12 protein-coding genes are annotated in these 18,756 nt (G+C 64.9%); 9 read left to right on the plus strand and 3 right to left on the minus strand.

The window, feature by feature from the left end; translation table 11 throughout:
* Positions 1-33: 33 nt before the first annotated feature.
* Both ACK6AU_RS03710 and ACK6AU_RS03715 read right to left on the minus strand, forming a co-directional pair.
* Positions 34-1,005 (minus strand): acyltransferase family protein, encoded by a 972-nt coding sequence (locus tag ACK6AU_RS03710; RefSeq protein WP_409297810.1) that lies wholly within the window; start codon positions 1,003-1,005, stop codon positions 34-36.
* Positions 1,006-1,041: 36 nt separating this feature from the next.
* Positions 1,042-2,136, minus strand: coding sequence for an acyltransferase (locus ACK6AU_RS03715; protein ID WP_185700974.1), 1,095 nt, complete (start codon positions 2,134-2,136; stop codon positions 1,042-1,044).
* A gap of 255 nt (positions 2,137-2,391) precedes the next feature.
* Here ACK6AU_RS03715 and ACK6AU_RS03720 point away from each other — a divergent pair, with 255 nt between their 5' ends.
* Entirely contained in the window at positions 2,392-4,347 is a 1,956-nt protein-coding gene (locus ACK6AU_RS03720; protein WP_185700973.1) for a monovalent cation:proton antiporter family protein, read from the plus strand.
* A gap of 59 nt (positions 4,348-4,406) precedes the next feature.
* Here ACK6AU_RS03720 and ACK6AU_RS03725 read toward each other — a convergent pair whose 3' ends face one another.
* Complete coding sequence (locus tag ACK6AU_RS03725; protein WP_185700972.1) at positions 4,407-5,615, minus strand: ammonium transporter; 1,209 nt, start codon at positions 5,613-5,615, stop codon at positions 4,407-4,409.
* A 332-nt stretch (positions 5,616-5,947) separates the two neighbouring features.
* On the opposite strand from ACK6AU_RS03725, the gene ACK6AU_RS03730 reads away from it, so the two are divergent.
* The 8 genes from ACK6AU_RS03730 to ACK6AU_RS03765 all read left to right on the plus strand — a co-directional run bounded on the left by ACK6AU_RS03730 (position 5,948) and on the right by ACK6AU_RS03765 (position 18,554).
* Entirely contained in the window at positions 5,948-6,262 is a 315-nt protein-coding gene (locus ACK6AU_RS03730) for a YqjD family protein (RefSeq protein ID WP_085596724.1), read from the plus strand.
* Position 6,263: 1 nt separating this feature from the next.
* A complete protein-coding gene (locus ACK6AU_RS03735; protein WP_409297813.1) occupies positions 6,264-6,653 on the plus strand; it encodes a phage holin family protein in 390 nt (129 codons plus the stop codon).
* Positions 6,650-6,991: a hypothetical protein gene (locus ACK6AU_RS03740; RefSeq protein WP_185700970.1), complete on the plus strand. Its 342-nt coding sequence runs from the start codon at positions 6,650-6,652 to the stop codon at positions 6,989-6,991. The genes ACK6AU_RS03735 and ACK6AU_RS03740 overlap by 4 nt, the downstream gene beginning before the upstream one ends.
* A gap of 184 nt (positions 6,992-7,175) precedes the next feature.
* Positions 7,176-8,507: a deoxyguanosinetriphosphate triphosphohydrolase gene (locus tag ACK6AU_RS03745; RefSeq protein ID WP_409297815.1), complete on the plus strand. Its 1,332-nt coding sequence runs from the start codon at positions 7,176-7,178 to the stop codon at positions 8,505-8,507.
* A gap of 820 nt (positions 8,508-9,327) precedes the next feature.
* Positions 9,328-10,971, plus strand: a complete 1,644-nt coding sequence (locus tag ACK6AU_RS03750; protein ID WP_409297849.1) for a ShlB/FhaC/HecB family hemolysin secretion/activation protein — start codon at positions 9,328-9,330, stop codon at positions 10,969-10,971.
* A gap of 98 nt (positions 10,972-11,069) precedes the next feature.
* Positions 11,070-16,019 (plus strand): hemagglutinin repeat-containing protein, encoded by a 4,950-nt coding sequence (locus ACK6AU_RS03755; RefSeq protein WP_409297817.1) that lies wholly within the window; start codon positions 11,070-11,072, stop codon positions 16,017-16,019.
* Between the two features lie 203 nt (positions 16,020-16,222).
* On the plus strand, positions 16,223-16,849 hold the full coding sequence (locus tag ACK6AU_RS03760; RefSeq protein ID WP_185700967.1) for a response regulator transcription factor: 627 nt from the start codon (positions 16,223-16,225) through the stop codon (positions 16,847-16,849).
* A gap of 43 nt (positions 16,850-16,892) precedes the next feature.
* Positions 16,893-18,554, plus strand: coding sequence for a response regulator (locus tag ACK6AU_RS03765; RefSeq protein WP_409297819.1), 1,662 nt, complete (start codon positions 16,893-16,895; stop codon positions 18,552-18,554).
* Positions 18,555-18,756: the final 202 nt, after the last annotated feature.

Here is an 18,756-nt window from a genome sequence, read left to right on the forward strand (position 1 = left end):
GCCCTGGATGAAAATAGCGTCGACCCGCCCGCTCTAGAGAATGAAGCGCACCCGGCGGCTGGCCAGGATCAGCAGCGGTGCCACGGCAAAGGCCAGCACCAACACCAGCATCGTCATCAGGTTGCCATAGGCCATGCCCGCCGCAAGCGCGCCATAGACGAACCACGGGTGCACGTAATACACCGCCGAGGACAGCTTGGCCGGGAAATTGCTGTGGCCGGCCCGGAAGTAGGCCTGGGGCAGCAGGAACAACGCCGGGGTGATCACCAGCAGCGAGGCGAGGAAATCGAAGTTCTGCTCGACGTCCGCCCGCAGCGCGAAATTCACCGCGGCCTCGCCCAGGATCAGCACCAAGCCCAGCCCCAGCCAGCCCCACAGCAGCGGCCGGCCGATACGCTGCGCCACTTCATGGCGGGCACAGAGCAAACCGATGGCCATGAACGGGAAGCCCATGAACAGGAAATTGCGTGCCGTGTAGTCGTTCTGGTTGAAGTGCTGGAGAAAGGCGTTGGGCAGCTCGAAATAGACCCGCGCGTATTGCAGGCACAGGCCAATCAGGAACGCCGCCAGGGCCAGGCCGATCAGCGCCGGCGAACGCCAGCGGCGCAACACCCAGAGGATCAGCCCGCCGCCCAGCATTCCCAACAGGTACCAGAGGTGGAAGTAGCCGATCAGCAGCTTCTTCACCACCCCCAGGACCCCGCCGAGGCTGGCGATGGTCGCCGGATCGACGTACTGCGGGCTGTAGACCAGCATCCAGAACAGGTAGATCAGCAACCCACGCTTGAACCACTGGGCGAAGGAATGTCCCCCTTCCAGGGCCTGGTACAGGTAGTAGCCATTGATGATGAAAAAGGTCGGCACCGCCACCCGGAACAGGCCGTTGCACAACAGGTAGCCGACCCAGGTGTAATTGCCCCCCAGCAGCTTGCAGTGCAGCATCACCACCATCACCGCGAGCAGGACCTTGAGGGTGTCGAGATTTCCGTTGAGAACTTTCGGCATCGAATGGCTACCCGAACAGGCAGGAGGATTCCCGGTCTACACCGGATCGTAGTGTTTGCGCTTGCCGGCCGAACTGAAGCGACGCTTGCAGTAGGCCGTGGCCCGATCGAGGATCGGCTTCTCGTAGAACTGATAGCCCACCCAGCCATAACAGACCACCGCCGTCATCATCAGCAGCAGGAACAGCAGGTTGTCCACAGGGCTGTCGGGCCAGGCTCCGATCACCTGCCAGGCCCTGCCGATCACCCCCAGCACCAACAGGTGCGACAAATAGATGGTGTAGGACATATCGCCGGTGGCCGTAAGAAAGGCCGGCATCCGGATCAACTGCCGCCGCTCCAGCAGCGCTAGGGACAGCACCAGGGCGCCGAACGCCAGGCCCACCGCCAGCATCCTCGGCAAGCCTTCGGTGGTGAACAGCCGGTAGCTGTAGATCAACGGGAACCCCACCAGCAGCACCGCCACCAGCGCGCCCCAGGCCAGCCAACTGGGCACCCTGGCGCTGTGCGGTCCGTAGAAGAACAGGGCCAGGGCACTGCCGACGATGAATTCCAGGGCATAGGGATGCAGCATGATCTTCAGGGCCGGGGAATAGTCCTGCCAGTCCTGCAACAGGTTGAAGGCCACCAGCGCCAGCGCCCATAGCAGCAGGATCCATGGCAGCCAACGCTCCTTGAAGAACAGGAGCAGGGTGAACATGAGGTAGAACCACAACTCGAACAGCAGCGACCAGGCCACCATCACCAGCAGCACCCGGTCGTTGGGCAGCAGCAGGAACGACATCCACAGGTTCGAGCCACCGTGGGAGCTGTTCACCAGCGCCGGCTGCCACAAGTACACCGCCAGGGTGATGAAGAAATACAGCCAGTAGGTGGGATAGATCCGCGACAAGCGGTTGAACAGGAAGCGCTGGGTCTCGACGCTTTTCTGGAAGCGCCCGCGGCTGACGATCACCATCACGAAACCACTGATGACAAAAAACAGGTCGACCCCCAGCTGGAAGAAATCCACGTACACCGGCAACAGGATGTCCCCCCCGGAATACTTGATCTCCACCGACATCATGTGGAACAGCACCACCCCCAGCACGGCGGCCCCACGCAACCCTTGCAGTGAATACAGACGCTCCATAAACCTCTCCGGCTCCTCACTGGTACGGCCCCTATGGACCAGGCTGCCTGAACGTCGCCCTGCGTCGCCACCCGGCCACTTGCCGCCGGGAGCCACTCGCAGCGAACGTTTCTGAGCATAGCGAAGGCTCGTGAAGATGGGACATCTCTGGCGAAAGAATGACCTGGGTCAGCACGGTTTCCTGCCGGTCGGGAGATCCTTCCGATCTTTTTGCCCCTAGGCTTTGCCTGCCCCCCCCTTGTCCGGAGATAACCGTTGTTCGCCAACCTGCTGATCATTCTCGCCTCCTCGCTGGTGGTCATTGCGCTGTTCCGGCGCCTGAGCCTGCCGCCGGTGCTGGGTTACTTGTCGGTCGGACTGATGGTCGGCCCCACCGCCCTGGACTGGGTGAACGACAGCGAAGACCTGCCGGACCTGGCCGAGCTGGGGGTGGTGTTCCTGCTGTTCTCCCTGGGGCTGGAGTTTTCCCTGTCGAAAATGCTCGCCCTGCGCCGCGTGGTCTTCGGCCTCGGTAGCCTGCAAGTGCTGTGCACCGGCCTGGTGCTGGGCGGGCTCCTGGCCCTATTCGGCATGCCCCTGAGCTCGGCACTGATGCTCGGTACCGGGCTGGCCCTGTCGTCCACCGCCATCGTCAGCAAAGAGCTGACCAGCCTGGGCGAGATCTTCAGCAGCCACGGCCAGAATGCCATCGGTGTGCTGCTGTTCCAGGACGTGGTGGCCGTACTGTTGCTGACCCTGGTCCCGGTGTTCGCCGGCAGCGCCGACCAGGCCTGGTACTGGGCCCTGCCCACGACCCTGGGCAAGACCGTGGTGCTGTTCGTCGGCCTGCTGCTGGCCAGTCGCTGGCTGCTGCCACGCCTGTTCCACGAGGTCGCCGCGTCCCACTCCGCCGAACTTTTCGTGCTGCTGGCCCTGGTGATCGTCCTGCTGACCGCCTGGCTCACTCACCTTTTGGGGCTGTCGCCGGCCCTGGGGGCGTTCCTGGCCGGCATGCTGCTGGGGGAAAGCCACTACCGGCACCAGATCGAAGCCGATATCCGGCCGTTTCGCGACATCCTGCTGGGGTTGTTCTTCGTCAGCATCGGCATGCTCATCGACCTGCAGCTGTTCATCGACCACAGCCTGCTGATCATCGGCCTGACCCTGGCCCTGCTGCTGATCAAGGGCACGGTGGTCGCGGCCCTGCTCAAGCTGCGCGGCAGCGACGGCGAAACCGCCTGGCGCAGCGGCTTGGCCCTGGCCCAGGGCGGCGAATTCTGCTTCGCCCTGATGGCCCAGATGCAGTTGAGCCAGATGATCCCGCCCGAGATCAGCAGCCTGCTACTGGCCGCCACCTTCTGCTCGATGCTGCTGACGCCGTTGCTGCTGCGCGCGGCCCCGGTGCTCACGGCGCGCTTGCACCGCAAGCCCAACCAGGCCGCGCAACTGGAAGAAATCAGCGCCCAGAACGCGCAGTTGCAGGGCCACGTGCTGATCTGCGGCTACGGTCGGGTCGGCCAGTCCATCGGCCGTTTCCTGCGCCACGAGCAGCTACGCTACATCGCCCTGGACGACGATCCCGTACGGGTCCAGGAGGCTTCGGCGGCGGAAAGCTGCGTGCATTACGGCGACTGTCGGCGCGGCGACCTGCTGGCGGCGGTCGGCCTGGAGCGCGCGCGGCTGCTGGTGATCGCCGTGGACAAGACCGATATCGCCCTGACCGTGCTCAAGGCCGCCCGGCGCCTGGACGGCAACGTGCCGATCCTGGTGCGCACCCGGGACGACAGCCAGCTGGCGGAACTCAAGGCCGCCGGTGCCAACGAAGTGGTGCCCGAGCTGCTGGAGTCGAGCCTGATGCTCGCCTCCCATGCGCTGATCATGCTGGGCCTGCCCGAGCAGCGGGTGCAGCGCACAGTGGATGAAGTGCGCCAAAGCCGCTACCGGCTGCTCCACGGCTTCTACCATGGCGGGCAAAGCGATACCCAGGACAACCACGAACCACCTGCCGTACAGATGCACGCGGTGAACCTGGATGCCGACGCCCATGCCTGCGACCAGCCGCTGCAAGCCCTGGCCCTGGATCGCCTGGGAGTGGACATCCGCGCCGTGCAACGCCAGGGCCACGACCTGCCGCTGGGTCCGGGCCTGCGCCTGCAAGCGGGCGACCGGGTGCTGCTGTCCGGTCCGCAGAGCGCCATCGAGGCTTGCGAGGCGCGCCTGCTGGGCGGCTGAGCTTGGCGCACCGTGCCCCCGGTTGGCCCATGATCAACCGGGGAGCGATGGCGGCTCGCTCACTCCTGGTTGACCGCACCGATCTTGTGCAACGACAGGTCGGCACCGTAGTACTCCTGCTCCTGGCTCAGGCGCAGGCCGCAGGTGGCCTTGATCGCGCCATACACGGCGAAGCCTCCCAGCAGCGCCACCAGCACCCCGAGCCCGGTGCCGAGCAACTGGCTGGCCAGGCTCACGCCGCCCAACCCGCCCAGCGCCGCTTGGCCGAAGATCCCGCAGGCGATTGCGCCCCAGACCCCGCACAAGCCATGCAGCGGCCACACCCCGAGCACATCGTCGATCTTCCATTTGCCCTGGGCGGCGATGAAACACCAGACGAACAGCGCCCCGGCAATGACCCCGGTGCACAGCGCCCCCACCGGATGCATCAGGTCCGAACCGGCACAGACCGCCACCAGCCCCGCCAGCGGCCCGTTGTGCAGGAAGCCCGGGTCGTTGCGCCCGACGATCAGCGCCGCCACGGTGCCGCCGACCATGGCCATCAGCGAGTTCACCGCCACCAGCCCGCTCAGGCCCTGCAGGGTCTGGGCGCTCATCACGTTGAAGCCGAACCAGCCGACGATCAGGATCCACGAGCCCAGCGCCAGGAAGGGAATGCTCGATGGCGCGAAGGCCACCAGCTTGCCGTCGCGATAGCGCCCATTGCGCGGCCCCAGCAACAACACCGCCGCCAGGGCCAGCCAGCCCCCCATGGCATGCACCACCACCGAACCGGCAAAATCGTGGAACCCGGCGCCGAAGCGTTGTTGCAGCCAGGCTTGCAGGCCATGGTTGCCGTTCCACACCACCCCTTCGAAGAACGGGTAGACGAACGCCACGATCACCACCGTGGCGCACAACTGCGGGACAAAACGCGCACGCTCGGCGATGCCGCCGGAGATAATCGCCGGGATCGCCGCGGCGAAGGTCAAGAGGAAGAAGAACTTCACCAGGCCATAGCCATGGTCGGCACTGAGTACCGCCGCCGGTTGCAGGAAGCTCACGCCGTAGGAGATCCAGTAGCCTATAAAGAAATAGGCCAGGGTCGAGACGGCGAAGTCGCTGAGGATCTTCGACAAGGCGTTGACCTGGTTCTTCTGCCTGACCGTCCCCACTTCGAGGAAGGCGAAACCGGCGTGCATGGCCAGGACCATGACCGCCCCGATCAGGATGAACAGCGTGTTGGAACCGTGGACCAGGGTGTCCACAGCGCTTTGCAGGTTTTCCATGGAGTGGGCAGATCCGCTAATGGCGGTCGGCTTGCCCTGCGGTCGACGCGCCCTGCACCAAATTGGCTCCCGGGCGCGCCGGCAAGCGCATCCAATGAACCGTTTTGGCGCGCCGCACGCCGCACGCGAAACCGCAGGCAAGACAATGACCGGGAGTTGTGGTTGATTCGTCCAGGGCTGACGCGGCTTGCACGCCAGCCCCGCGCATTTTCGGCGCAGGCCCCGGGGCCTGCGCACCAGGACAAAGCAAAAGCTGTACCAGGCAATTTCAGTGAACCTTCATCCGGGGCTCACACTCATAGCTCACACAAGCCACCCAAGGAGGCAGCAGCATGGCCAGCAAAACGGCAAAGACAGCTCAAGAAGTATTGATGGCGGATTTTCAGGCACTGGTCAGCGACACCGAGCGTCTGCTGGAGCACACCGCGACCCTGGCCGGCGACCAGGCCGATGAGTTGCGCGAGCAGATCCACGAGAGCCTGCTCAAGGCCCGGGAAACCCTGCAACTGACCGAGGAATCCCTGCGCCAGCGGGGCCAGGCGGCCGTCACCGCCGCGCAAGACTACGTCCAGGCCAACCCTTGGCAATCGGTGGGAATCGCCGCTGGGGTGGGCTTCCTCATTGGCCTCCTGGCGACGCGGCGCTGATATGGTGCTCGACGAATCCAGCGCATCGGGCAGCGGCCCGAGCGCTTCCTCACGGCGCCTGGGGGCGGCAGTCCTGGGCTTGTTGCACAGCCACGTAGAGCTATTTGGCATCGAACTGCAGGAGCAGAAGGCCCGCACCGTGAGCCTGCTGCTGTTCGCCGGGCTGGCCCTGGTATTCGCCCTGCTGTTGCTGGTGGGGCTGTCGGCACTGGTGCTGATCCTGGTCTGGGACACCTATCGCCTGGCCGGCATCGTCGGCCTGTGCGTGTTCTACGCCCTGGCCGCACTGTTCTGCGGCCTGCGCCTGAAATCAGCGGTGTTCGATGAGTCCTCGCCCTTCCATGCCACCCTCGAAGAGCTGGCCAATGACCGGGAGCGCCTGTTGCCATGAAGTTGCCTGACATCCCGCAGAACGCCTCGCGCCGAGACATGCGCAAGGCCCTGATCCGCCTGCGCATGGAAATGCACCGCCAGGAGATCCGCCAGGAAACCCGGCAACTGCTGCAACCCCTGCAACGCATGCGCAGCATGGGGCAGAACTGGCAGCAAGGCCTTGGGATCAAGCACGCGCCACTGTGGGGCGTGGCGGTGGTGACCCTGCTGGGCTTTCTCACCGGCAAGGGAGTCCGCAATGGCGCGACCAGCAGCCTGCCCCGCCTGGTACGCCTGGGCTCCAGCCTGCTGCCGTTGATCAAGCTGGTGCTGCAGGGCTCCTCGCGCAAATCCTGAAGCGCCAGCCCCAGCGTCCTCCTCGCCCGGCCATCGAAGCGGCTCCCGGACTCCGGGGGTCGCTCCCGGCCAGCAGCAGATCGTCGATGAATGCCCCGAGGACATTTACCGTCGCGCCCCCTTGCAGCCATGGCCGGGAACCCGGAAGCTGGGCGCTTCACGTTTTCTTCGGAGAGACCCCGCCTTGGATTGGCAGACCCTGCTCAACCGCGAACGCCTCGGAAAGCCAGTACACAGCCCGGAAGAACTGGGCCGTAGCCCTTTCCACAAAGACCACGACCGCATCATCTTCTCCGGCGCCTTCCGCCGCCTGGGCCGCAAGACCCAGGTCCACCCGGTATCCAGCAACGACCATATCCACACCCGCCTGACCCATTCCCTGGAAGTCAGCTGCGTGGGCCGTTCCCTGGGCATGCGGGTGGGCGAGACCCTGCGCGGCGCCCTGCCCGAATGGTGCGACCCCAGCGACCTGGGCATGGTGGTGCAATCGGCCTGCCTGGCCCACGACATCGGCAACCCGCCCTTCGGCCACTCCGGCGAGGACGCCATCCGCCATTGGTTCCAGCAGGCGGCCGGACGTGGCTGGCTGGACGCGATGAGCGAGGCCGAACGCCAGGACTTCCTCAATTTCGAGGGCAATGCCCAGGGTTTCCGGGTCCTGACGCAGTTGGAGTACCACCAGTTCGACGGTGGTACCCGCTTGACCTATGCCACCCTCGGCACTTACCTGAAGTACCCCTGGACCGCGCGCCATGCCGACTCCCTGGGTTACAAGAAACACAAGTTCGGCTGCTACCAGAGCGAGCTGCCATTGCTGGAGCAGATCGCCCACAAGCTGGGCCTGCCGCAACTGGAAGAGCAGCGCTGGGCCCGACACCCCCTGGTGTACCTGATGGAAGCCGCGGACGACATCTGCTACGCGCTGATCGACCTCGAGGACGGCCTGGAAATGGACCTGCTGGAGTACGCCGAGGTCGAGTCCCTGCTCCTGGGCCTGGTGGGCGACGACCTGCCGGAAACCTACCGCCAGCTGGGCCCGGGAGACTCGCGCCGACGGCGCCTGGCGATCCTGCGGGGCAAGGCCATCGAGCACCTGACCAACGCCGCCGCCCGGGCCTTCGTCGAGCAGCAGGACGCCCTGCTGGCCGGCACCCTGCACGGCGACCTGGTGGAGCATATGCACGGCCCCGCCAAGCGCTGCGTGCTCAACGCCAAGGACGTGGCTCGACGCAAGATCTTCCAGGACAAGCGCAAGACCCTGCACGAGATCGGCGCCTACACCACCCTGGAGATCCTCCTCAATTCCTTCTGCGGCGCCGCGCTGGAACAACATGGCGGCAAGACCCCGTCGTTCAAGAACCGGCGCATTCTCGACCTGCTGGGTAACAACGCCCCGGACCCAGGCTGGCCCCTGCACAAGGCCTTCCTGCGGGTCATCGACTTCATCGCCGGCATGACCGACAGCTATGCCAGCGAAATGGCCCGGGAAATGACCGGACGCTCCAGCCCGCAATGACCCCCTGCACTGCCGCGGCCTGGTCTTCAAGACAGGCCGCGATAGCCTCGCGACAACCCCGCCAGCAACTAGGGGATTCCCCTAGACCACTATCCACCGGCAGCAGCCGGATACTTGCCAAGCATGCCCATGAACCGGGCAAGAACAGTAGGACTAGATAGCTAGGGAAAACCCTTAGTGAAACTAATTTAACCAACCCAGACAAAAAATAGAGCAACTACTCAGGTCAAATCCCCAACTAGCGAGAAGCACTCATTAGTCCGCTAGTGGATATCCGGCCACCCTCACAGAATTAAACATTTGTTCACCAACTCAACCAAATATCCGACCCTTGGCATTTTGCCATCTCAGCTACAAGCCTTGCCTATCAAGGACATGACGCAAATTTAGTTAGCCTTCTATGCACTTACAATTTAGATACAAATAGGTTTTTTGGTTTCGGATAGTCTCGATTTCAACAGGAAATTTCCCCGCTGAACGCCCCCGAATAAAAATAATTCTGCTCTGCGCTGTAACGTTTCCAGGTCAACTCACTCAACCCTTTTGTCATACCTGAAACTGCACTGATTCATCCGGTACTCACTCAGGAACTGTCACTCTCGAGCACTTGGACATTTGCCCCCGATATAGAGATCGACGGCGCAACATGTTCATAGGGCAGAACTAAAAGCGACGTCACTAGTTGAGCCCGCTGACCGGCTTCTCTGTTGTTCGTCACTTGGTCTTTTTACAGTAAGGATGCCAAGTGCCCCATTCATCGCACACTGTCCGCTCCCTCCTCCCCCGCACCGGCGTGTGGTGCCTGGGACTGCTGTTCGGCATGGCGCAGCTGGGCCCGGCCCTGGCCGACGAGCCGGGCCAGGAAGCCTTGCGCCTGCAACAACAGCAACAACGTGACCTGCAGCAACTGCAACTGGAGCAGCGCCAGCGGCAGATGCAGCGCGGCAGCTTCAGCGCCAGCCCGACGACACCGGAAATACCCCAGCAGCCGGCCAGCGATAGCCGCTGCTGGCCCTTGAGCGGCACCCGCATCGGCGGCGTCAGCCTGTTCAGCAAGACCCGCCTCAACGACTCCATCAAGCCGTACGTGGCGCCGTGCATGGGGGTCAACCAGATCAACCAGCTGCTGGCCGCCCTCACCCGCCTGTACGTCGAGGCCGGCTACATCGCCAGCCGCCCGTACCTGACCAGCGCCCCGGCCGCCGGGCACAGCCTGGACATCCTGGTGGAGGAAGGCTACGTCGAGGCCATCGAACTGGCCGACCAGAGCCTGCCGGTGTCGTTGCGCGGAGCCTTCCCAGGAGTGCTCGGCAAGCCCCTGAACCTGCGCGACCTGGAACAGGGCCTGGACCAGCTCAACCGCCTGCGGTCACTGGACCTGACCGCCGATATCGCCCCCGGCAGCCAGCCCGGCGCCTCGCGGATCATCCTGCGTTCGCGCACCAGTGCCGCGCGCTGGGGCCTGGGCCTGGGCCTGGACAACCTGGGCAGTGCCAGCACCGGTCGCGACCGGCAGTCGATCAACTTCAACCTCGACAGCCCGTTGCAGCTCAACGATGCCCTGAACCTGAACTACAGCGACACCCTCAACCACGGACCGCGCTACAGCCGCAGTTCCAGCCTGTTCTATTCGGTGCCCTACGGCTACTGGACCTACAGCCTGTTTGCCAGCCATGCCGAATACCGTGCGCCGCTCAAGCTGGCCCGCACCACCCTGTACAACAGTGGCCGTACCGACATGTTCAGCGCGCGCGCCGACCGGGTGCTGTGGCGCGGCCAGAGCCACCAGCTCAGCGCCAACCTGCAACTGGCCTACAAGGATGTGGACAGCTATCTGCAAAAGGCCCACCTGATGATCCAGAGCCCGACCCTGACCGTAGCCGAGGCCGGCCTCAACCTGTTCTGGCTCAACAGCGCGGTATGGAACCTGGATGCCAGCTACGCCCAGGGCCTGACCTGGTTCGGCGCCGACGATGACTCACAGCAAGTGCAACGCAACCTGCCCAAGGCGCAGTTCCGCAAGTACCGCGCCGGCCTCAGCCAGTGGCGCAACGGCCAGCTGGGCGGCCAGCGCTGGCAGTGGCAGAGCCAGTTGGCGGCGCAGTACAGCCCGGACCCGCTGCCAGCCATCGAGCAGCTCTTGGGCACCGACGACTCGGCGGTGCGTGGTTATCGCCTCAACAGTGTTTCCGGCGCCATCGGCGCGGTATGGCGCAACACCCTGCGCCTGCCCCTGGACAACGATCTGCCTGTGAAGCTCACCCCACGCCTGGGCCTGGACAACGGCTGGATCAAGGCCGACCACGGCGCCCAGAGCCGGCACCTGGCCGGTGCCAGCGTGGGCCTGAACCTGGCCTGGAAAAAACTCCAGCTCGACCTCGACTACCAGCGCAACCTCAGCACCCCGCAGGGGCTGCGCACGGAGCCGGAGGTCTGGCTGGCCCGCATCAGCCTGCAGATCTGACCAACCGCCGATTAGCCTGAACCAATCGATGAACCTGGGCACCACGCGCCGTTGCACCGAAGAAAGCGCCGGGCTCAACCACTTAGAACGAGGTTCTCATGCCTGACAACACTAGGTTCCACCTTTCCCCCCAGGGCACCTTGCGCTGGACCATTGCCAGCCTGCTGCTGGTCTCCCACCTGCCCCTGGCCCTGGCCAGCGGCATCACCGTGGTCGAGGGCCCGGGGGGCGTGCCGATCCTGCAAGACCAGGGCGGCGTGCCCATCGTCAACATCGTCGCGCCCAACTCCGGCGGCCTGTCCCATAACCAGTTCCTGGACTACAACGTCGGCCAGCAGGGCGTCGTGCTCAACAACGCTTTGTCCCAGGCATCCTCGCAGTTGGTTGGCCAGGTGGCGGCCAACCCGCAGTTCCAGGGCCAGGCGGCCAGCGTGATCCTCAACGAAGTGGTCAGCCGCAATGCCTCGCAACTCAACGGTATCCAGGAAATCGCCGGCAGCGCCGCCGATTTCGTGCTGGCCAACCCCAACGGCATCTCGGTCAACGGTGGCAGCTTCCTCAACACCCCCAATGCCAGCCTGGTAGTGGGGCGCCCGGAACTCGAGGGCGGCAAGCTGCAAGGTTTCACTACCCAGGACGCCCGTGGCCAACTGGATATCCACAGTGGCGGGCTGCGTAATGAAAACGGCTCGATCGATCTGATCGCTCCACGCATCGACAGCCAGGGCGAACTTGCGGCCCAGAAACAGTTGAACCTGACCGTGGGCCGCAACCAGCTCGATGCCAAGGGGCAAGTAACCCGGGTCGATCCCGCCGGCCATACCCAGGAACAACGCATCGACGCCAGCCTGTTCGGGGCCATGCGCGCCGGGCGGATCAATATCGTCAGCACCGCCGAAGGCGCCGGGGTACGCGTTGGCGCGGTACAGATCGACGGCCGCGATGGCATCAAGCTGAGCTCCGCCGGCGACCTGGACATTCGTGGCCAGGCCGTGGCCAACAGCCTGGACGCCACCCGTGCCGACCTGCGCAGCCAGGGCGATATCGACCTGCATGGCGGCCGCGACCTGGACCTGGCCGCCACCGACGTCAGCGGACGCAACGTCAAGCTCGACGCCGGGCGCAACCTGACCCTGAGCAGCATCGAAAGCCGCAAGCTCCAGGAAAAACGCCAGCAGTGGGACAACAGCACCATCGGCATCACCTGGGAAACCTACGACCGCACCGAGACCGGCAGCGACAGCCGCCAGCACGGCAACAAGGTGGTGGCGCAACAGGATGCCGAGTTGAAGTCCGGCGCCAATACCCGCATCCAGGCCAGCAGCATCGAGGCCGGCCATCGCCTGTCCGCCAACAGCGATGGCGACCTGCTGCTCACGGCTGCCACTGAGACCCATACCCAGCGCGACCAGGGCCAGCACCGCAAGCACCTGTGGAAGGAAACCTGGGACACCGCCAGCAGCGAGCAACGCAGCATCACCAGCCAGCTCAAGAGCGGCAACCAGCTGCAACTCCAGAGCAAGCAGAAGCTGCGCCTGGAGGGAGCCGAGCTGCACAGCCAGGGTGACATCCGCCTGGCCGCCAAAGACGTGGATATCAACAGCGCCAGCCGCCACAGCAGCAGTAGCGAACAACGCTACTCCGGCGACCTGGTGGGCGGTGGCTTCTTCGGCAAGAACGCCGACGGCGACCAGGGCAAGACCCAGAACCAGGGCAGCAAGGTCAATGCCGACGGCAAGCTGATCGTGCAAGCCGACAACGTGCGCATCAGCGGCAGCCAGGCCCGGGGCGGCACCCAGGCCAGCGTTATCAGCGACAACGGTGCGCTGACCATCGACGGCGTGCAGGACACCTCCCACGCCAACAGCCATAGCAAGGACAGCAAGTTCTTCGGCGTGGCCAAGGACGAGAGCCGCCAGCAGGACAAGGCCAGCACCACCGTCGGCAGCCAAGTGCGCTCGGACAGCAACCTCAAGCTGCAAAGCGCCAAGGACCTGGTCGTCAGTGGTTCCCAGGTCAGCGCCAAGGGCCAGCTGGACGCCAGCGCCAAGGGCTCGGTCAAGGTGACAGCGGCCGAGGACACCCAGCACACCAGCAGCAGCTCGCAACAGCGCGGCTTCGATGCCTACGCCAAGCAGACCGCCCCCGGCAGCGGCCAGTACCGGGCCGGCGTGCGCTACCAGGACCAGCAACGCAACGACAGCAGCGACAGCACCCGGCAACAGGCGTCCAGCCTCGGCGGCGCCAGCCTGGCGGTCAGCGCGGGCGAGGACGTGAGCATCCAGGGCAGCAAAGTGGCGGCCACCGCCGGCGATGCCAGCCTGAGCGGCAAGAACGTCGAGCTGCTGGCGGTGCACGACAAGCAAGACAAGCACAGCAACAGCACCACCACCGGCGGCGGCTTCTACTACACCGGCGGCCTGGACCGGGCCGGCAACGGCGTGGAGGTGGCCCATAACAGCAGCCAGGACAGCAGCAGCAAGAGCACCGCGCAAACCAGCAACATCGCCGCCAGCGGCAACCTGACCATCAGCGCCGGCAACCGCCTGAGCACCGAGGGCGCCCAGGTCAAGGCCGGTGACAAGCTGCAGGTCAGTGCCGGGCAGATCGACAACCGTGCCGCGCGCAACAGCGAAAGCAGCCATCACCAGGAAAACAACTGGGCGGTGGATGTCGGCGCCAACGTCGAATACAAGGGCGTGGCCCGGCCCATCGAGAAAGCCGTCCAGGGCGTGGCCCAGCGCAAGTTCCACCAACCCGGGGTGCTCGACGCCCTGGAACAGCCCAACATCGGGCTGGACGTGGATGTCAGCCACCAGAACCGCCAACTCGACACCAGCGCCAGCACTGCGGTGGCCAGCCAGTTGAGCGGTGGCCAGGTCCAGGTCAAGGCCGACGGCCAATTGCAGGACCAGGGCACCCAGTACCGCGCCACCGACGGCGCGCTGAAAATCGATGCCGGCAGCCTGGTGGCCAGCGCCGCCAAGGACACCCACAGCAGCAGCGAGCAGGCGGTGGACGCCAAGGTCGGCGTACGGGTCTACACCAACACCGGTGAAGACCTGAACATCCGTGGCAGTGGTGCCGGCGGCAGCAGCACCGTCACCCGCAGCACCGAGAAGGCCCAGGTGGGCAGCTATGCCGGCAGCCAGGGCGTGGAGATCAAAGTCGCCGGCGACGGCCGTTTCGAAGGCAGCCAGTTCAATGGCGGCCAGGGCGACGTGAAGATCAAGGCCGGCGGCGAGCTGGCGTTGAACCAGGCCAACGACAAGCAGGACAGCAGCCACTCCAGCCTGCGTGGCGATGCCTCGCTGAGCCTGGGCACCCTGCCCGGCAGCAGCGGCACCAACCTCAACGTCGGCGCCGGGGTCCAGCTGGACCACAAGCGCCTGGACCAACAGGACAGCCAGGCGCAAGTCGCCAGCATCCAGGGCCAGGGCAAGTTGCAGCTGGAAAGTGGCGGCAACCTGACCCTGCAGGGCACCAAGATCGGCAACGCCGCGCGCCCCACCGGGGATGTCAGCCTCAATGCCGGCGGCAAGCTCGACCTGCAAGCCGCCACCGACACCCACGCCAGCCAGGGCAGCAACCTGGGCGGTGGCTTCACCGCCGGTGGTGGCAAGTCCAGCAGCGAACAGAGCAGCGGCAAGAACGCCAACCTGAGCGCCAACTTCAACATCGGCCGGGTCTCCGAGCAGGACCAGGACCAGCGTGGCGGCCAGGTCTACAGCCAGGGCCAGGTAACGCTCGCCAGCGGTGCTAGCGGCGATTCTGCGATCCACCTGCAAGGCACCCGGATCGACGCCGGCAAGGTGGTACTCGATGCCGCCCAGGGCGGTATCTACCAGGAGTCGGCACAAGCCACCCAGGTCCACAACAACTGGGGCCTGACCCTGGGCGCCGGGGCCAACCTGAGCCAGACCATCCCGACCGACGCCGAGCAGGGCCCGGCGAAGAACGCCCACGGGATCAACGCCCGGGCCAAGATCGACGTCGACCGGCGGCAGAACAGCACCCAGCATGACAGCCTGATCAAGGCCGACCAGGTTGTGCTCGCCAGTGCCGGCAACGTGCACCTGGCCGGCGCCCACATCGACGCCCAGCGGGTCGACGGGGCGATCGGTGGAGACCTGAGCATCGAAAGCCGCCACGACCAGGTGCGCTCCACCCAGGTCAACCTCGACGCCAAGCTCGACGCGGAGAAGAACCAGCCTGGCCTGGTGAGCAAGCTGGCCAAGCCCGCCGGTCCGCTCAAGGACGACCTGCAAGCCAAGGCCGAGAAGAGCTTCGGCAAGCACCGGGAAAAACTCGAGAACGCCGTCGACAAGGGCGTGGACAAGCTCGGCTCGGCCAAGGACAGCCTGGTCAGCCAGGCCGGCAATGCCAAGGAACGCCTGGGCGAAAAGCTCAGCCGCAGCGCCAGCTACGACGTCAACCCCGAGCCTCGCGGCGCCATCGGCAACGGCGTGGACAAGGCCAAGGGCTATCTCGCCGACAAGGCCGACGCACTGGGCAATCGCTTCTCCAGCCTGAAGGAGCGCTTCTGGCCCAGGACCAGCGACAGCTACTCGGTCAACGAGAAGACCAGCACGGGTGCCAGCGTGGCCAACACCACGGAAAACGTGCTGTTCGGCGACAAGAGCGGCAACACCTCCTACACCCCGACCTTGAACCTGAACCTCAGTCACCAGGCCAAGGACAGCGTGCAGCAGGCCTCGGGCATCAGTGGCCGGCAGGGTGTCAATCTGTCGGTGAGCGGTGAAACCAGGCTGACCGGGGCCCGCATTGGCGCCAGCGATGGACGTGTCGACCTCGGCGGTTCGCGAGTCACCAGCACCGCCCTGGCCGGCTCGGACTACCGGGTCGACGCCGGGGTCAACCTGTCCAAGTCGCCGGTCAACCTGGCCCTGGGCAGTGGCAACGAACTGACCCGCAAGCAGGATGACGCCACCCAGAAGGACCAGGTGTTCAACCTGGGCCCACTGCGTGTCGGCGGCCACAGTGACCGCCAACTGCTGCAGGCCGGCATCGACCAGAAAGCCCCTTGAAGCATCGGCCGCCCCCTCAGGGGGGCGGCCTTTGCCGCTCCCTTCCCCGACAAGCTCTTCCTCTGATTACCACCTGCCTGTAATACCTCCCCTTATTCGCTGTAGGACCGTTCTCGAATTGGCTCCACGGTCTTTTTCACCACGCCGCCTCCAAGACAGCTGGGCTACTGTTCGGGTTTTCCATTCATCGACAGGAGGCCTGTATGCGCTCGGTACTCATCATCGACGATCATCCCGTCATACGCCTGGCTATCCGTTTTCTCCTGGAGCACGAGGGGTATGTGGTCATCGGTGAGACCGACAATGGCGTCGATGCCCTGCAGATGGTCCGCGAGTCCGAGCCGGACCTGATCATCCTCGACATCTGCATTCCCAAGCTCGATGGCCTGGAACTCCTGGAACGTTTCAGCAGCATGCCCAAGCCCCTCCGGACCCTGGTCCTGACCGCCCAGTCGGCAACGCTGTTCGCCAATCGCTGCATGCGCGCCGGCGCCAGTGGTTTCGTCTGCAAGCAGCAGGATCTGAGCGAACTGCTCAGTGCCATGAGGGCCATCTGCAACGGCTACAACTACTTCCCCAGCCAGGCGCTATTGGCCAACCAGGTGGCGCTGGGCCAGACCCTGGAACTGGCCCAGTTCAATTCGTTGAACGACCGGGAGCTGATGGTCATGCAACTGTTCGCCATGGGCCAGACCAACCAGCAGATCGCCGTGGGCATGTTCCTCAGCAACAAGACCGTCAGCACCTACAAGAAGCGCATCATGCAGAAACTGGCGACCACGTCCATGAACACCCTGGTGGACCTGGCCAAGCGCCACGCACTGATATGAACAGCCTGTCCATGCCACCCTGGCGACCTCGCAGAACATGGCGATGATCGAACTCGTGCTGCAACGACCCATCCCCTGGGGCCTGCTCCTGGTGGCGGGACTGAGCCTGGTCTGGCTATACCGGCAGTTGCGCCGCAGCCAACGTTCGCTGCAGGCGGCACTCCAGGCCGCTGCGGACCTGGAAGCCGGCAAGCAGCAGGCCGAAACCGCCAGCCGCGAAAAAAGCCGGTTCCTGGGCAATATCGGTCATGAGATCCGGACGCCGCTCAATGCCTTGGTCGGCCTTCTGGAACTGGTACTGCGCCGGAGCCAGCCACTGGACCCAAATCGCTCCTCCCTGGAGCTGGCGCTGGGCGCCGCCAGGGATCTACGGGAGCTGCTGGCAGATCTGTTGGACGCCACCCGGATCGAATCCGGACAGATGTCACTCAACCCGGACTGGGTCCACCTGCGGGACTGCGTCGACCCGGTGATGGAGATGTTCCAGGTCCTGGCGCGGCGCAAGCACCTGGGCCTGTACCTGGAGTTCAACGCCCCGGAACCCGAACCCCAGGTATTGATCGATGCCCTGCGTTTCAGGCAGGTGCTGAGCAACCTGCTGAGCAATGCGATCAAGTTTACCCACCAGGGTGAAGTCCGGGTCAGGCTGCACTTGCAAGCCGACACCCGGCCGGATCAGTTCCGGCTATGCCTGCGAGTGCTGGATACCGGGCTCGGCATCGCCGAGGAACAACGTCAGCGCGTGCTGCTGCAACCCTTCGCCCAATCCACCACGGCCGGCCAGTCGGCTCGCGATAGCACCGGGCTGGGCTTGCCCATCAGCCACCACCTGTGCCAACAGATGGGCGGCAGCCTGACCCTGCACGGGCGCAGTGGCCCCGGCACCGAGGCGCGGGTTGGCTTGACCCTGGCCGGCCGCGAGACGCCCGCCCCAACGATAGAGGAACCGGCACGCCAGACCGCCAGCCCACCGCTGGATATCCTGCTGGCGGACGATCATCCGGCCAGCCTGGTACTGCTGCAGGGGCAACTGGAGTACCTGGGACACCGGGTCACCTGCGCCGAGGATGGCGCACAGGCCTACAGGCTATGGCAGGCCGGGGACTTCGACCTGCTGATCGTCGACTGCAACATGCCTGGGATGAACGGCTACCAGCTGACCACCGCCATACGCCGCGACGAGGCGCGGACGCAACGCCCGGCCATCAACGTGATCGGCTACAGCGCCAGCCACGAGCAGGAGACGGTCCGACAATGCCTGGAAGCCGGCATGGACGATTGCCTGTTCAAACCCCTGGGCATCAACCTGCTGGGCCGAAAACTGGCAATGATCGCCCCATTGCCCAGGGCCGCTTGCTTCAATATGACCGCCCTGCAAGCCCTCACCCGTGGCGAGACCTCGTTCGCCTTACGCATGCTCAGGGAACTGCTGCAATGCTGCCACGACGATCGGCGGATGCTGGGACAGATCGCCGTCGGTAACCAGGACGAACTGCGGGCCCTGGCCCACAAGGTCAAGGGCTCGGCGTTGATGGCCGGGGCCAATGCCCTGTACCGCTGCTGCGAGGCCCTGGAGCAGGCCTGCCAGGATGACAGCGGGATCGACACGCTCGACACCCGGGTGCGCGACCTCGACTTGGCCCTGGTGCGATTCAGCCAGACGCTGCACCAGCACATCGAATCCCTGCGCCAGCCTGCCGCCTGACAGCCGCCAGCCCTGCACTTCACTTCACTTCACTTCACTTCACTTCACTTCACTATCGTGGTCGGTCGAAGCCTGCCCCTTGCAATCCCTTATTGCCAGATTGATATCACAAAGCCATTATTTTCTTCGCCGCACCCACCGTCCACGCAGTCCCTACCCGGGAGCGGTCGAGGTCGGCGAACTCCGGGCCAGTCGAGGCAGG

Origin of the sequence: Pseudomonas sp. KCJK8993 (assembly GCF_046230915.1) — a bacterium.
Lineage (GTDB): Bacteria > Pseudomonadota > Gammaproteobacteria > Pseudomonadales > Pseudomonadaceae > Aquipseudomonas > Aquipseudomonas piscis.

What these genes read in the sequence shown, in the direction of transcription:
- ACK6AU_RS03710 (WP_409297810.1), bottom strand. Translation starts at nt 1,005, where the DNA reads ATGCCGAAAGTTCTCAACGGAAATCTCGACACCCTCAAGGTCCTGCTC.
- ACK6AU_RS03715 (WP_185700974.1), bottom strand. Translation starts at nt 2,136, where the DNA reads ATGGAGCGTCTGTATTCACTGCAAGGGTTGCGTGGGGCCGCCGTGCTG.
- ACK6AU_RS03725 (WP_185700972.1), bottom strand. Translation starts at nt 5,615, where the DNA reads ATGGAAAACCTGCAAAGCGCTGTGGACACCCTGGTCCACGGTTCCAAC.
- ACK6AU_RS03730 (WP_085596724.1), top strand. Translation starts at nt 5,948, where the DNA reads ATGGCCAGCAAAACGGCAAAGACAGCTCAAGAAGTATTGATGGCGGAT.
- ACK6AU_RS03735 (WP_409297813.1), top strand. Translation starts at nt 6,264, where the DNA reads ATGGTGCTCGACGAATCCAGCGCATCGGGCAGCGGCCCGAGCGCTTCC.
- ACK6AU_RS03740 (WP_185700970.1), top strand. Translation starts at nt 6,650, where the DNA reads ATGAAGTTGCCTGACATCCCGCAGAACGCCTCGCGCCGAGACATGCGC.
- ACK6AU_RS03750 (WP_409297849.1), top strand. Translation starts at nt 9,328, where the DNA reads ATGGCGCAGCTGGGCCCGGCCCTGGCCGACGAGCCGGGCCAGGAAGCC.
- ACK6AU_RS03755 (WP_409297817.1), top strand. Translation starts at nt 11,070, where the DNA reads ATGCCTGACAACACTAGGTTCCACCTTTCCCCCCAGGGCACCTTGCGC.
- ACK6AU_RS03760 (WP_185700967.1), top strand. Translation starts at nt 16,223, where the DNA reads ATGCGCTCGGTACTCATCATCGACGATCATCCCGTCATACGCCTGGCT.
- ACK6AU_RS03765 (WP_409297819.1), top strand. Translation starts at nt 16,893, where the DNA reads ATGATCGAACTCGTGCTGCAACGACCCATCCCCTGGGGCCTGCTCCTG.